At 67.5% G+C, this 13,747-nt stretch carries 13 protein-coding genes; 10 read left to right on the top strand and 3 right to left on the bottom strand.

Annotation, left to right across the window (positions count from 1 at the left end):
* Positions 1-10: 10 nt before the first annotated feature.
* On the bottom strand, positions 11-454 hold the full coding sequence (locus ACYZGB_RS15550) for an Lrp/AsnC family transcriptional regulator (RefSeq protein WP_462389530.1): 444 nt from the start codon (positions 452-454) through the stop codon (positions 11-13).
* Between the two features lie 136 nt (positions 455-590).
* Here ACYZGB_RS15550 and ACYZGB_RS15555 point away from each other — a divergent pair, with 136 nt between their 5' ends.
* The 7 genes from ACYZGB_RS15555 to alkB all read left to right on the top strand — a co-directional run bounded on the left by ACYZGB_RS15555 (position 591) and on the right by alkB (position 8,833).
* Positions 591-1,511, top strand: coding sequence for a DMT family transporter (locus tag ACYZGB_RS15555; RefSeq protein ID WP_462389531.1), 921 nt, complete (start codon positions 591-593; stop codon positions 1,509-1,511).
* 208 nt (positions 1,512-1,719) lie between these two features.
* Complete coding sequence (locus ACYZGB_RS15560) at positions 1,720-2,442, top strand: hypothetical protein (protein ID WP_462389532.1); 723 nt, start codon at positions 1,720-1,722, stop codon at positions 2,440-2,442.
* Between the two features lie 38 nt (positions 2,443-2,480).
* Positions 2,481-5,306, top strand: a complete 2,826-nt coding sequence (locus ACYZGB_RS15565) for a DEAD/DEAH box helicase (protein ID WP_462389534.1) — start codon at positions 2,481-2,483, stop codon at positions 5,304-5,306.
* Positions 5,307-5,340: 34 nt separating this feature from the next.
* Positions 5,341-5,793, top strand: a complete 453-nt coding sequence (locus tag ACYZGB_RS15570) for a hypothetical protein (protein WP_462389536.1) — start codon at positions 5,341-5,343, stop codon at positions 5,791-5,793.
* A 479-nt stretch (positions 5,794-6,272) separates the two neighbouring features.
* Positions 6,273-7,418 (top strand): bifunctional DNA-binding transcriptional regulator/O6-methylguanine-DNA methyltransferase Ada, encoded by a 1,146-nt coding sequence (ada, locus tag ACYZGB_RS15575; protein WP_462389554.1) that lies wholly within the window; start codon positions 6,273-6,275, stop codon positions 7,416-7,418.
* Positions 7,415-8,173, top strand: a complete 759-nt coding sequence (locus ACYZGB_RS15580; protein ID WP_462389538.1) for a 2OG-Fe(II) oxygenase — start codon at positions 7,415-7,417, stop codon at positions 8,171-8,173. The genes ada and ACYZGB_RS15580 overlap by 4 nt, the downstream gene beginning before the upstream one ends.
* Positions 8,174-8,179: 6 nt before the next feature.
* Positions 8,180-8,833 carry a DNA oxidative demethylase AlkB gene (alkB, locus tag ACYZGB_RS15585; protein ID WP_462389556.1) on the top strand — a complete coding sequence of 218 codons (654 nt, stop codon included), beginning with the start codon at positions 8,180-8,182 and terminating at the stop codon, positions 8,831-8,833.
* Positions 8,834-8,857: 24 nt separating this feature from the next.
* Here alkB and ACYZGB_RS15590 read toward each other — a convergent pair whose 3' ends face one another.
* Both ACYZGB_RS15590 and ACYZGB_RS15595 read right to left on the bottom strand, forming a co-directional pair.
* Positions 8,858-9,925 carry a DUF3592 domain-containing protein gene (locus ACYZGB_RS15590; RefSeq protein ID WP_462389539.1) on the bottom strand — a complete coding sequence of 356 codons (1,068 nt, stop codon included), beginning with the start codon at positions 9,923-9,925 and terminating at the stop codon, positions 8,858-8,860.
* Between the two features lie 86 nt (positions 9,926-10,011).
* Positions 10,012-10,395 (bottom strand): hypothetical protein, encoded by a 384-nt coding sequence (locus ACYZGB_RS15595; RefSeq protein ID WP_462389541.1) that lies wholly within the window; start codon positions 10,393-10,395, stop codon positions 10,012-10,014.
* 199 nt (positions 10,396-10,594) lie between these two features.
* On the opposite strand from ACYZGB_RS15595, the gene ACYZGB_RS15600 reads away from it, so the two are divergent.
* From ACYZGB_RS15600 to ACYZGB_RS15610, 3 genes are all read left to right on the top strand, one after another.
* Positions 10,595-11,278, top strand: coding sequence for a response regulator transcription factor (locus ACYZGB_RS15600; RefSeq protein WP_462389542.1), 684 nt, complete (start codon positions 10,595-10,597; stop codon positions 11,276-11,278).
* On the top strand, positions 11,275-12,771 hold the full coding sequence (locus ACYZGB_RS15605) for an ATP-binding protein (protein ID WP_462389544.1): 1,497 nt from the start codon (positions 11,275-11,277) through the stop codon (positions 12,769-12,771). Before ACYZGB_RS15600 ends, ACYZGB_RS15605 begins: the two co-directional genes overlap by 4 nt.
* A gap of 117 nt (positions 12,772-12,888) precedes the next feature.
* Entirely contained in the window at positions 12,889-13,389 is a 501-nt protein-coding gene (locus tag ACYZGB_RS15610; protein WP_462389546.1) for an EVE domain-containing protein, read from the top strand.
* Positions 13,390-13,747: the final 358 nt, after the last annotated feature.

Here is a 13,747-nt window from a genome sequence, read left to right on the forward strand (position 1 = left end):
CCCTTCCTCTTCAGACGCCTGGAACCCAGGGCGGCGGCCGCCGCCGGATGGTCTGCGCCTTCACGATGGCCGTGTTGGTCTGCGCCTTGTCGGCAATGCGGTCCAGCACCCCGTCCAGCTGCTCGATGGACCGCACAAACACCCGGGCCACAAAACAGTCGTCGCCCGTGACCTTGTCGCACTCGCAGAACTCGGGCGTGTCGCGGATCAGCTGCTCCACCGCCGCCAGCTGGCCCGGCAAGGGGCGAATCCGCACGACGGCCTGCAGCTGGTAGCCCAGCGCGCGCGGCTCGATGTCTACCGTGAACGCACGCACCACCCCGCGCTCTTCGAGCCGCCGCAGGCGCTCGGACACGCTGGGCGACGACAGGCCCACGCGCTTGCCCAGCTCCTTGAGCGAGGTGCGGGCGTCCTGGTGCAGCTGGGTCAGGATGGCTTGGTCGATGGCGTCCATGGTGCAGAGGCGAAATTCGATGAATACCTCAGATTATCAGGAGCAATTGAAAAATTGCCTAATGCAAAGCATTCCTTGCGAAGCTTCTGTTTTCTATAGTTCTGCCATCACCACACGGAGCAACAGGCACACAGGTATGGAAAAGAAAACACAGGGCACGCTGGAGATGGGCGCCGCCATGGCCATCTCGGGAACCATCGGCTGGTTTGTCGTGCAATCGGGCCTGCCCGCGCTGGAGGTGGTTTTCTGGCGCTGCGCCTTGGGCGCCGTAGCCCTGGGCCTGGTGTGCTGGGCCATGGGGCTGCTGCGCGGCATGACCTGGCGCATCGCCCGCTGGGCCGCGCTGGGCGGCGTGGCCATCGTCACCAACTGGCTGCTGCTGTTCGGCGCCTACTCCCATGCCTCCATCTCCGTCGCCACAGCGGTCTACAACACGCAGCCGTTCATGCTGGTGGTCTTTGGCGCCCTGCTGTTTGGCGAACGCGTCACGCTGGCCAAACTCGGCTGGCTGGCCACGGCCTTTGTGGGCATGCTGCTCATCGTGCAGGCCAAGCCCGGTGTGGGCCTGCCGGGCGGCGACTACGCCCTGGGCATTGCCATGGCGCTGGGCGCGGCGTTCTTCTGGGCCGTGGCCTCGGTCATTGCCAAGCGGCTCACGGGCACACCGCCCCACCTGATTACGCTGGTGCAGGTGGCGGTGGGCGTGCTCATGCTCGCACCTTTTGCCCGGCTGGGCACCCCGCCGCAGGGCGCCAGCACCTGGCTGCTGCTGGTCACGCTGGGCGTGGTGCACACGGGCCTCATGTACATCCTGCTGTATGGCGCGGTGCAGAAACTGCCCACCTACCTGCAGGGGGCGCTGTCGTTCATCTACCCAGTGGTGGCGATCGGCGTGGACTTTGTGGCGTTCGGCCACCGGCTGCAGCCCGCACAGTGGCTGGGCGCAGCGGCCATCTTGCTGGCCGCCGCCGCGATGAACCTGCAGGCCACCCGGCCACGGGGCACTGTGACGGAGGCCTCGGCCAAAGCGTGCGCTGGCGGCGCAAAACCCCGGTAGTCAATCCGCGCGCGCCGCTCGCAGCCAACCAGCTGGATGGCAGTGTCACCCCGTTTCTCGCACGGTCAAGCCAGCGTGCGACGATTCTTGCGAGATGATGGCCAAGCAGCGGGCTGGTGTCTGCAGAATCTTTGCAGTAACCGGGCTGCTGAAGGCCCCGGCCCATGGAATGCCTGCAGAACGGAAACAACAACGCGAACAGCCCCCGATGAAAAGCCTCTCGAAACCCCGCCCCCCATCCAGGATCGCGCCCTGGTGCCTGGCGCTGCCGTGCATAGCAGGCGCCCTGCACGCCCATGCCGAAGCGCCCATGCACACCGACGACGCGGGCACGCTGGCCCAGGGCGTGCTGAAACTGGAAGTCACCCTGGGCCGCGACGCCAAGACCCGCAGCACCGAGATGCTGTTTGGCATGGGGCTGCTGCCCGGCCTGGAGATGGAGGTGTCGCTGGCCCACGGCCGCGACAAGGGCCAGAGCCCGGCCACCACGCTGCAGGGCCGGGGCTGGGGGGTGAAGTGGGTGCCCATCCAGAACGATGCGGGCTGGTCGCTGGGCGCCCGGGCCGACCTGGGCCACACCCGCGTGCGCGACGACGCCACCCCGGCGCACTTTTCTGAGCGGGCCTTCACCATCACCGGCCTGGCCAGCTACCGGTTTGCCAACGATCAAGCGCTGCACATCAATGCAGGCCACCACACCGTCCGCGTGCAGGGCGTGCGCCACCGCGCCGCCACCTGGGCGGTGGGGCACGAGCTGCCGCTCACCGTCCAGCTGCGCTTCACCTCCGAGGTGTTTGGCGAACAACGGTCGCGCCCCGACAAGGCCCTGGGCCTGCGCTACGAGATTGCCGAAGGGCTCAAGGCCTCGGTGGCCGTGGGCCGTGGCAATGGGCGCAGCTTCAGCCAGGTGGGCCTGGCCTGGGAGTTCTGACCAGGGGCGTACAACCACCACGGCACAATCGGCGGCCTATGCCTGCCGCTGGCCACGACCCTGCCCACCCCGCGCCCCCTGATCAGCCCCGGTCGAACCGGGCTGCCCTTGTCGCCGCCTGGGCCCAGGCCCTGCGCCAGCGCGCCGATGCGGCCACGCTGCAGGCGTTGGCACCGCTGACCGACGCCGAGGCCGCACGGGTGATGGCGCTGCTGCGCGACGGCGCCGCACCTGCCCTTTCTGTGGCCCCCACCGCTTCGTCGGCGCCAACCCCAGTTGCATCCGGTGTGGTCGCAGGCCAGTTCCGCCCCCGCATCACCCTCATGACCCTGGGCCGGGGCGACGGCCTGCTGGGCATGGCGCCCCAAGGCAAGCTGGGGCCACGCGGCGACAGCGTGACCCTGGCACAGATCGACTGGACCTACCGCACCGACAGCGGCGCCCAGTGGGAGGCTGCCGCGCCCACCTCGGTGCTCAACGCCCGCCCCGCGCCCGTGCAAGACCTGTACGACACCGGCGGCCCCGTGCTGCGCATGCAGCGCAACCTGGCCGCTGAGGCCGACGCCATGGACCGCGTGTGGGACCTGGGCCTGACCCCCGTGGACCCCAAGAGCCTGCAGTGGCGCCACCGTGCGGCCGCCGCCACGCTGGGCCCCATGTGGACCCTGGCGCAGGAGGCGCACTTTGGCGACTTCTGGGCCGACGTGGTTCCGCAGTTGCGCGCCGAGGGCTGGAGCGTGGTGGTACACCCCGGCTTCGCACACGAAAGCGTGCCCGTGTCGCGCTGGAAGCTGGTCATCGCCCCCGACACTGGCGAGCTGCTGGCCAAAGAGGTGGATGGCCCGCTGGGCACACGCCAGCGCCCCATGCAGAAGCTGCACCTGCCCGAGCGCGAAGGCGCCTGGCTGCTCAGCCTGGGCATCGAGATCGACGGCGAGGTGTTGGACCTCGCCCCCATGCTGGCCGACCTGCTGCGCCGCGACGTGCGCTGGCTCAACGCGCGGCAGATGGCGGCCATCGACGACATCGCCGTCATCTCGCTGCGCGCTCCTGGCGGGCGGCGCATCGACGCACCCGCAGGGCCGCTCAAGGCCATCGTGGGCGCCATGGTGGACCTGCTCACCGACCCCTCCCGCAAACAGCTGAAGGACGGCGACCCGCTGCGCCTGGGCGCCTGGGAGGTCCGCCGCATCGAGGCCCTGCGTGCCGGGCTGGTGCAAGCCCACCGCGTGGGCACCGTCAGCGGCTGGAGCAACGATTGGCAGCTGCAGGGCGACGCGGGCCTGGCACAGCTCGCCCAGCGCCTGCGCCGCATCGGCACCCCGCAGCCCGTGGTGGCGCCCCAGGGCCTGCAGGTGCAGCTGCGCCCCTACCAGCTCGACGGCCTGGCCTGGCTGCAGTACCTGCGCGCCCAGGGCCTGGGCGGCATCCTGGCCGACGACATGGGCCTGGGCAAAACCGCGCAGGCGCTGGCCCATGTGCTGGTGGAGAAAAAAGCGGGCCGCCTCACCCGCCCGGCCCTGGTGGTGCTGCCCACCTCGCTGCTCTTCAACTGGCAGGCCGAGGCCGCGCGCATGGCGCCGGGCCTGCGCGTGCTGGCCCTGCATGGCGCGAGCCGGGGTCAGCGCTACCTGCAGATCGCCGACCATGACCTGGTGCTGACCACCTACCCGCTGCTCTGGCGTGACGTGGATGCGCTGGCCGCAGAGCCTTTTCACCTGCTGATCCTGGACGAAGCCCAGATGGTGAAAAACGCAGGCAGCCGCAGCGCCCGCGCCCTGCGCAAGCTGCAGGCCCCGCACCTGCTGTGCCTGACGGGCACGCCGCTCGAAAACCACCTGGGCGAGCTGTGGGCGCAGTTCGACTTTTTGATGCCCGGCTTTCTGGGAGACATGCGCAGCTTCAACGCCCGCTGGCGCAAGCCCATCGAAGAGAACGGCGAAACCCTGCGCGCCCAGCTGCTGGCCCAGCGCGTGCGCCCCTTCATCCTGCGCCGCCGCAAGCAGGACGTGGCCACCGAGCTGCCGCCGCGCACCGAGACCATCTTGCGCGTGCAGCTGCAGGGCAAGCAGCGCGAGCTGTACGAGGCCGTACGCACCACGGCCGACAAGCAGGTACGCCGAGCGCTGGAGCGCCAGAGCTTTGATGGCGCGCAGATCACCATCCTGGATGCACTGCTCAAGCTGCGCCAGGTGTGCTGCGATCCGCGCCTGGTCAAAGGCGCGAAGATCCACCCCGGCACCGAACGCGCCAAGCTCGACCTGCTGGCCGACATGCTGCCCGCCCTGGTCGAAGAAGGCCGCCGCGTGCTGGTGTTCTCTCAGTTCACCGAGATGCTGATGCTGGCCGCCGAACAACTGGACGCGCTGGCCCTGCCCTACCTCACCCTCACCGGCAAGACGCCACCGGGCCAGCGCGGCGCCGTGGTTCAACGTTTTCAGGCGCAGGACGCAAGCAGCGCGCCCATCCTGCTGGTCAGCCTCAAGGCGGGCGGCACGGGCCTGAACCTGACGGCCGCCGACACCGTGATCCACCTCGACCCCTGGTGGAACCCCGCCGTGGAGGAGCAGGCCACCGCCCGCGCCCACCGCATCGGGCAGGACCAGCCGGTGTTCGTCTACAAGCTGGTGGTCGAGGGCAGCATTGAGGAGCGCATGTTGGAGCTGCAGGCGCGCAAGGCCGCGCTGGCCAGCGGCGTGCTGGGCCACGACGCGGCCGGTGCGCTGAAGTTCAGCGAGGCCGATCTCACGGCACTGCTCGCGCCCCTGGCCGAGCCCGCCGACAACCCGCTGGCCATTCCGGGTGAGGATGCGCGGCGCTGGGGTGGCACCGGAAAACGCCGGTCTCGCCCGCTGCAGCCTTAATTTTAATAATGGATTTTATTTTGTGGAGATATTGATGAAATTCCCGATGCGAAATTTTCTATTTTTCCTCATTTTTTCCGCGAAATTCATTTCCGCTAGTGCATCATCAGGATTGTGCCCAGTTGAAGTATTTGCAATCGAGAGAGGCAATGGACTTGTTGAAATCGGCATAAAAAATAACATGAAAGAGAGCTTCGAGATTTCATATGATCGCCTGCCTTGGGTCTTGGGTGCTAGGGGAGCCAATTTTGAGATTGCAGTGGATGGTCAACGAATTCGGACGCCCTTCGGAGCTGGTCACAACACGCGAATCATAAACATTGGCCCAAAATCCTATATTTCTTCAATTGACGACATAGGATATTTGCGGAGTTTTTACGAAAACATCGACAAATCCCGAGTAACCATCACTTGGTCATATTCAATTCCAGGTGAAAAAATACCTGAAAATTGTCGCGAAGTAAATGGAAAAATATCTCCTCCATAATTTTACATGATCGATCATGATATGAAGGTGATTAATCTTGGCGGGCGTCTTTCCTATGACATAACGAGATTTAGGAACTCTGTTTAGCGATGATGCCAACGTGCTGATACGTGACTTGGCGCCACTGAGAAACCAAGTGGCATTCCGGACGAAGACGCGCTGCGCTCGTGCAGAACGGGCAAGCAGCGCCACGGGCTCTTCGGTCACCAGAATATGAATAAAAATGGCCTCTACCGCCTGATAGGAGTGCCTTTATAGCTATCAAAACAATAGTATTTGATGGGCGAACAGGGGCAACCGACGGCGCACCCAGCCGAGGTGCAGAATTCAAAAGCAAGCTTCGGAGTGCGCTCCGCACGTGCCGTTTCTACAGTGAGGGCATCGCAAACCCAGCTGTTCGCACCCCGTGTGTGAACACGGTTCTTTTCGGAGCCCTCACCATGCAAGCCTTCGGCACCGCCATTTCCTCAACGCCCCCAATGTCCACGCCCACCCGCCCGGCCCCCCGCAGCACCCAGGCAGCGCAACAAGCCGCCGCCACCCAGGCCGACCCGCGCTGGGCGGCGGTGCTGACGCGCAGCGCAGCGGCAGACGGCAGCTTCTGGTATTCGGTGTTGTCCACGGGCGTGTACTGCCGCCCCAGCTGCGCGGCGCGCACGCCCCGGCCCGAGAACGTGCGCTTCCACGCCAGCTGCGCCGACGCCAAAAACGCAGGCTTTCGCCCCTGCCAGCGCTGCAAGCCACAGCAGCCCTCGGCGCAGTCGCACCATGCCGAATGGGTCACGCAGGCCTGCCGCTTCATCGAAGCCGATGCAGCCGAGGGGCGCGCCCCCACGCTCGATGCACTGGCCGCCCGGCTGGGGCTGAGCGGCTCGCACCTGCACCGCATCTTCAAGCAGGCCACGGGCCTCACGCCCAAGGCCTACGCCGCCGCGCAGCGCGAGCAGCGTGTGCGCAGCGCACTGGGGCAAACCAGCGACTCGGTGACCGAGGCCATCTACGGCGCGGGCTACCAGTCCAGCAGCCGCTTCTACGAAAAATCCGCCCAGGTGCTGGGCATGACACCCACGCGCTACCGCGCAGGCGGTGCCGCGCAACACATCCACTTTGCCGTGGCGCAATGCTCGCTGGGCGCCATTCTGGTGGCTCACAGCGGCCAGGGTTTGTGCGCCATCCTGCTCGGCGACGACCCCGACGCGTTGGTGCGCGACCTGCAGGACCGGTTTGCGCAGGCGCAGCTGGTGGGCGGCGATGCCGGTTTTGAATCGCTGGTGGCCCAGGTGGTGGCTTTTGTCGAAGCGCCCGGCCTGGGCCTCCACCTGCCGCTTGACGTGCAGGGCACGGCCTTCCAGCAGCGCGTGTGGCAGGCGCTGCGCACCATCCCGCCCGGGCAGACAGCGAGTTATGCCGAGATTGCAGCGCGCATCGGCGCCCCCGCCGCCACCCGCGCGGTGGCCCAGGCCTGCGGCGCCAACGCGCTGGCCGTGGCCATCCCCTGCCACCGGGTGGTGAGGAGCGACGGCGCGCTGTCAGGCTACCGCTGGGGCGTGGAGCGCAAGCGCGCGCTGCTCGAGCGGGAGTCCGCCGCCGCCGCACCCGCGCGCCTGCAGGAGAAGGCCGCATGAGTGGCTTGAGCGCCCTGCCCCACAGCACACCACAGGCCACCAGCCCCTGGCCCGGGCGTGTGGTCGCGCTCGACTGGGCCCAGGCCACCGACGACCTGCACACCCAGGGCCATGCGGTGTTGCCGCAACTGCTGAGCGCCGAGGAATGCACGGCCTTGGCCGGGCTCTACCGCCGCCCCGGCCCACCCCTGTTCCGCAGCCGCGTGGTCATGCAGCGCCACGGCTTTGGCCTGGGCGAATACCAGTATTTCAGCTACCCGCTGCCGGACATGGTGGCCGGGCTGCGCGACGCGCTCTACCCGCAACTGCAGCCCATCGCCAACCACTGGAATGCCGCCATGGGCATTGACGTGCGCTACCCCGCGCAGCATGCCGACTTCATCGCCCGCTGCCATGCGGCCGGGCAACTGCGCCCCACGCCACTGCTGCTGCAGTACGCGCCGGGCGACTACAACTGCCTGCACCAGGATTTGTATGGCGAGCATGTGTTCCCGCTGCAGGTGGCCATCCTGCTGTCGGAGCCCGGCCACGACTTCACCGGCGGCGAATTTGTGCTGACTGAACAACGCCCCCGCATGCAGTCGCGGGCCGAGGTGGTGCCCCTGCGCCAGGGCGACGCCGTGGCGTTTGCCGTGCACCACCGCCCGGTGCAAGGCACACGCGGCACCTACCGCGTGAACCTGCGCCACGGTGTTAGCCGCGTGCGATCAGGCCAGCGGCATACGATGGGCATCATCTTTCATGATGCTGACTAGATGACGATGACCCTCGGCCTGTTTGACGACCTGCCCGCCACACCCCAGGCCCCCGAGTGGCTGGAGCCAGGTGCCGTGGTGCTGCGCGGCTTTGCATTGCCGCAGGCTACCGATTTGTTGCAGGCCGTCGATGCCATCACGGCCCAGGCGCCCTTCAGGCACCTTGTCACGCCGGGCGGGCAGCGCATGTCGGTGGCCATGACCAACAGCGGCGCGCTGGGCTGGATCAGCGACCGCAGCGGCTACCGCTATGGTCCCACCGACCCAACCACCGGGCTGCCCTGGCCGCCCATGCCTGCGGCGTTTCGCCAGCTCGCCCGGGAAGCCGCCGAGGCGGCAGGCTACCCCGGCTTTGCGCCCGATGCCTGCCTCATCAACCGCTACGCACCCGGCACGCGGCTGTCACTGCACCAGGACCGCGACGAAGGCAACTACGACCACCCCATCGTGTCTGTCTCCCTGGGCATCCCGGCCATCTTCCTGTGGGGCGGCGCAGAACGTGCCGACAAGGCCCGGCGTGTGGGCCTGTGGCATGGCGACGTGGTGGTGTGGGGCGGCCCGGCGCGGCTGCGGTTTCATGGCGTGTTGCCGCTGGCCGACGCCAGCCATGCGATGACGGGTGCCCTGCGCATCAACCTCACGTTTCGCAAGGCAGGCTGAAACCCGTCCACCGCATCGGAGACATCAGCGAATGGGATACTCCGTGGCGCCGCCGATGGACGCGAGCATCCGGTCCGCGTCCTGGCGCCCCTTCAGGTCCTGGGCCACGGTGATCTTCTTGCCGCTGCGCAGCTCGGCCTCGATGCGGTAGTAGACCTCGCGGCGGTTGTTGATCTCCACGGTGTAGCCCTCCACCACACGCAGCCGGGCTATATCGGGGGCTGGCACCTGGTGCCATTGCAGCATCAGGCCCAGCAGGCGCCGTTCGGTGCGCAGGCCGTCGCGGTCGATCTGCACGCGCAGGCTGTTGGCCAGCGCGTAGAACGCGCCCACCAGCACCGCGCCTCCCACGCCCCCAAAGCCCAGCCTGAACAGCCAGGGCCCGATGTCGGACTGGGCCTCTTGCTCCCAGGGCACCAGCGCGCCCACAGCCAGAAACACCACCCCCACCAGCCCCATCGCCAGCTTGAGTCCCCACCATCGCCCGGCCGGAAAGTGCATCTGCACCCCACCGGGGATCTTTTCGAGCTTGCCGGGCGTGCCTGCGGCGGTGGTGTTGCGCTGCCACTGCTTGTTGAGCGGCTTGCCCCCGCGCGCCACAAACACCAGCATGCCCACGCCCACGCCACCAAACATCACCACAAACACCATCTTGAATGCCAGCAGTCCGGGCCGCAGACTGCGGTCAATCACCGCCTCGGCCGGGTGCGAGGGGTTGACCCAGACCGGCACCGGTTGCCCGTCGCGCAGCGCCTGCTCCAGCCGCTCGCCGAGCGCCTCCTGAAAATCGCCCACGTTGTCGCCGCCGCCGCTGATGGCCACACGCTCGCCCTCATACACCTGGCCCGCCACGGTGTAGCGGTAGCGCGCCGTCACGTGGTACGAGGTGGATTTGCTGCTGCGGCTGCTGTTCAGGCTCGCGGCCAGCAGCGTGGCGTTGGCCGGCTGCCAGAACTGCATGCGCGACCAGTCGTACAGCGTGGGCAACACGCTCAGCAGCAGCATGCCCACGCCCACGGCGGCAAAGGGCAGCGCAAACAAGGCCATCACCCATCCGCCCGGCTTCTTCTTGCCCGCTTTGTCCATCGGCATCTCCCGCGCCGCACTGCAGCGGCTGGGGTGATTTTGCGGGCAAAGTCGGTTTTTTTGAGCAGATGCTTGGGCGCTGCCCCAGCGCCTCAGCGCTCGATCACATCGTTGTTGCTGCCGTTGCGCGTGATGCGCGACTTGAATCCCACGGGCACATAGACGGTGTTGCCGCTGCCGTCCAGCTCGATGCGCTCCACGGTGGCAGTCTTGAGCACAAAAATGCGGTTGTTCATGCCCGCCACGATCAGCCGCGCTACGGTGTTGCCCGCCGCCACCGTCACGTCGTTGCGCGCGCCGGTCACCTCCAGGTCGTAGATGCCGGTCTTGTCGATGGTCTTATCCATGCTGATGCCGTCCACGGTGACCACATGCCCGTCGTCCGAGCTGCCGCCGCAGGCCGACAGCATGGACACAATCAAGGCGTACACCAGGTTGCGCGGCGAAAACAGGGTGATGGCGTTTTGCAGATTCATACGGAAGCCCCACAGCCGGGGGTAAAAAAACAGAGAAGCCCGCAGTCTGCAAAAACCCGCATGAAGCCCCCATGAAGCCGCCGCCATGCCGGGCGCCCCAGATGAAGCTTTCATGAACGCCCGCTGCGCACGCACCCCTTGGGCGACACGGCCCGCTCCTAGAATCGCCGCCACCGCCTCACTCCTCAAACCCCATCGCATGGCCAGCATCCTTCTTGTGGAAGACGACCTCCCCTTGGGCAACTCGCTGCAGCGTGTGCTCACCGTGGCGGGCCACCATGTGGTGTGGCTGCGCACCAGCGCCGATGCACGCCGGTTTCTGCAAGACCAGCCCTTTGCCCTGGTGCTGCTGGACATTGGCCTGCCGGACGAGACGGGGCTGGATTTGCTCGCCTGGCTGCGCGCCCAGGGGCAGGCCACGCCGGTGATGCTGCTCACCGCCCGCGACAGCGTGGGCGAACGCGTGCTGGGGCTGGACGCGGGGGCCGACGACTACCTGGGCAAACCGTTTGCCATCGAAGAGCTGCTGTCGCGCGTGCGTGCCCTGCTGCGGCGCCACAGCGGGCAGACCAGCAGCGTGTGGCAGATTGGCCCGCTTTGCATCCACACCGCGCGGCGCAGGGTGCAGGTGCATGGGCAGGACGTGCACCTCTCCGCCCGCGAGTACGACATCCTGCGCGCCCTGGCCGAAGACCCGGGCCGCGTGCTCACACGCGCGCAGATCGAGGCCAGCTCCAGCCCTGCCGACACGCTGGACAGCAACGCCACCGACGTGCATGTCTACAAACTGCGGCGCAAGCTGGGCAACCACCTCATCAGCACCGTGCGCGGCGTGGGCTATGTGCTGGAGTCGCCCACCCCAGCCCTGGACCCGGCACCATGAGCGCAGCCGCCATGCACGCCGCGCAAGCGGCCACGACGGCGACGGCCCCCGGCGCACCACGCCCGCCCTCGCTCATCCGCCGCCTGATTGCCTGGCAAGCCCTGGCCCTGGTCGTGGCCTGGCTGGCCCTGGCCTCGGTGATGACCTGGGTGGCGCTGGAACGCAGCCCCGAAGACATCGACACCCGGCTGCGCGAAACCGCCCGCATCCTGGCTGAGGCCGCCAGCGGCCCCGAAGCCACCCTGCCCGCCCGCATGTTGGCCGCCCAGGGCGCGCTGCTGCGCATCACCGGCCGCGACCTGCTCGGCATGGCAGGCCTGACCCACACCCGCGTGCTGAACACGCAGGGCCAGGTGCTGTACCGCAGCAGCGAAGACGTGCCCTGGCCGCCCACTGCCATGGAAACCGCCACGGAAACCGCCCCGCCCCCATCCGGCAACCCGCCCTGGCACCTGCACACCCAGGCCGCCAGCGACGGCAGCGTGGTGGTGCAGGTGGCCGAGCCCGGTGCGCTGCACCTGGGCGCGCTGCTGCCGGTGCTGTGGCTGGTGCTCAAAAGCCAGCTGGGCGTGTTTTTGTGGCATGGGCTGGTGGTGTGGGTCACGGTGCGCAGCGGGCTGGCGCCACTGCAGCAACTGGCGCAGCGCATCTCGCGCCGCCGCGCGGGCGACCTGGCGCCCGTGCAGGTGGACAGGCTCTATGCCGAAACCGCGCCCGTGGTCCACGAACTCAACGCCCTGCTCGCCCACGAGGCCCAGCGGCTGGAGGCCGAACGGCGTTTTCTGGCCGACGCCGCGCACGAGTTGCGCACGCCCCTGGCCGCCATCAACGCCCAGGCCCACCAGCTGCTCACCGAACCCGACCCCGCCGCGCGGGCCGACGCCGCCCACGCACTGCAGCAAGGCATCACCCGGGCCTCGCACCTACTCACCCAGCTGCTGACCCTGGCGCGCGCCGATGCCGCCGCCCAGCCCGCTGCCCCAGCCGTGCACCCCACGCTGGACCTGGCCGACCTGCTGCGCAACCGTGTGGCCCTGCTCGTGCCCCTGGCGCGCGCACGGGGCATCGAGCTGGCCCTGACGGCCCCCGAACACCTCAGCGCCCGGCTGGACCACGAAGGCCTGTGCTCCGTCATCGACAACCTGGTGGACAACGCCATCCGCTACGGTGTGGCCGGTGGCAGTGTGGAGGTGACCCTGGGCACGGATGACGCAAGCCCCAGCGGCCCCATCGTGCTGCTGGTGCAGGACAACGGCCGGGGCATCGCCCCCGAGCACCGCGCCCGGGTGTGGGAGCGCTTCTACCGCATCCCCGGCACCAGCGAGGCGGGCACGGGCCTGGGCCTGGCCATTGCACAGCGCGTGGTGCAGCGCATGGGCGGCACCCTGGGTTTTGCCGACGGGCTGGGCGGGCGCGGCGTGGGCCTGCGCTGCGTGCTGCCGCGCGAGCCGCTGGCCGCGCCCGGCACGGCAGTAGCAGAAAAATCTGAATAAAAATAGGCTCTACCGCGCAATGGATAAGCGCAAGCAGCTATCAAAACAGAAGCGACCCAACTCCCGTATCCACTGCGCAGCCCAAAAGTTGTAGTTGCCCTTTGCCAGAATGGCACCATGACCGCCACCACCGCCACCCCACAACACCCGCCGCGCTACTGGCTCATGAAGTCCGAGCCCGAGGAATGCTCCATCGACGACGCCCTGGCCGCCCCGAATGCGACCGTGCCCTGGACGGGGGTGCGCAACTACCAGGCGCGCAACTTCATGCGCGACGAGATGCAGGTGGGCGACGGCGTGCTGTTCTACCACTCCAGCTGCCCCGAACCCGGCATCGCGGGCATCGCCCGCGTGGCCAGCAGCACCCGGCCTGATCCCACGCAGTTCGACCCCGCCTCGCCCTACCACGACCCCAAGTCCCCGCCCAACCAGCCCCGCTGGCTGCTGCTGGACGTGCAGGCCCTGCGCAAGACCCGGCTGATCTCGCTGGCCGAGCTCCGCGAGCACCCGGACCTGGCTCCCATGCGTGTGCTGCAGCGGGGCAACCGGCTGTCGATCACGCCGGTGGAGGTGGCGGAGTGGGAGGCGATTACGGGGCGGCTGTTGGGTGCATCCTAGATACGGGGCAATCCAATCAGGACAGGGGGCGAATAAGTGGTGCCGCGACTCAATTCAACCAGCCGCCATGAAACTGTGAGGCCGTTGAATTTACGTGCAAATCGACAATCAACACTCGGAGTGATGCCGTATGCCATTGAGGTCGATCCTGCAGCACCACTTCACATGAGCGGCCCAGCCGGTCGATCGATGCTTTTCAAGGGCCTGTCCGAGTTTCCGTGTGTGAGGCTCATTGAACCTTCACCGATTTCGTGAAGCTGATTGAGGATCTTACGTGCTCGATTTGGTGAACCGGTCTTCGTAGAGGATCGCGAATTGGTTCATTGCTGACTTCCAGTTGTTGGTTGCCCGCCCCCAG

It is taken from the genome of Acidovorax sp. Q11 (assembly GCF_054950075.1).

What these genes read in the sequence shown, in the direction of transcription:
- ACYZGB_RS15610 (WP_462389546.1), top strand. Translation starts at nt 12,889, where the DNA reads ATGACCGCCACCACCGCCACCCCACAACACCCGCCGCGCTACTGGCTC.
- ACYZGB_RS15590 (WP_462389539.1), bottom strand. Translation starts at nt 9,925, where the DNA reads ATGCCGATGGACAAAGCGGGCAAGAAGAAGCCGGGCGGATGGGTGATG.
- ACYZGB_RS15550 (WP_462389530.1), bottom strand. Translation starts at nt 454, where the DNA reads ATGGACGCCATCGACCAAGCCATCCTGACCCAGCTGCACCAGGACGCC.
- ACYZGB_RS15605 (WP_462389544.1), top strand. Translation starts at nt 11,275, where the DNA reads ATGAGCGCAGCCGCCATGCACGCCGCGCAAGCGGCCACGACGGCGACG.
- ACYZGB_RS15580 (WP_462389538.1), top strand. Translation starts at nt 7,415, where the DNA reads ATGAGTGGCTTGAGCGCCCTGCCCCACAGCACACCACAGGCCACCAGC.
- ACYZGB_RS15555 (WP_462389531.1), top strand. Translation starts at nt 591, where the DNA reads ATGGAAAAGAAAACACAGGGCACGCTGGAGATGGGCGCCGCCATGGCC.
- ada (WP_462389554.1), top strand. Translation starts at nt 6,273, where the DNA reads ATGTCCACGCCCACCCGCCCGGCCCCCCGCAGCACCCAGGCAGCGCAA.
- ACYZGB_RS15600 (WP_462389542.1), top strand. Translation starts at nt 10,595, where the DNA reads ATGGCCAGCATCCTTCTTGTGGAAGACGACCTCCCCTTGGGCAACTCG.
- ACYZGB_RS15560 (WP_462389532.1), top strand. Translation starts at nt 1,720, where the DNA reads ATGAAAAGCCTCTCGAAACCCCGCCCCCCATCCAGGATCGCGCCCTGG.
- ACYZGB_RS15565 (WP_462389534.1), top strand. Translation starts at nt 2,481, where the DNA reads ATGCCTGCCGCTGGCCACGACCCTGCCCACCCCGCGCCCCCTGATCAG.
- ACYZGB_RS15570 (WP_462389536.1), top strand. Translation starts at nt 5,341, where the DNA reads ATGAAATTCCCGATGCGAAATTTTCTATTTTTCCTCATTTTTTCCGCG.
- alkB (WP_462389556.1), top strand. Translation starts at nt 8,180, where the DNA reads ATGACCCTCGGCCTGTTTGACGACCTGCCCGCCACACCCCAGGCCCCC.
- ACYZGB_RS15595 (WP_462389541.1), bottom strand. Translation starts at nt 10,395, where the DNA reads ATGAATCTGCAAAACGCCATCACCCTGTTTTCGCCGCGCAACCTGGTG.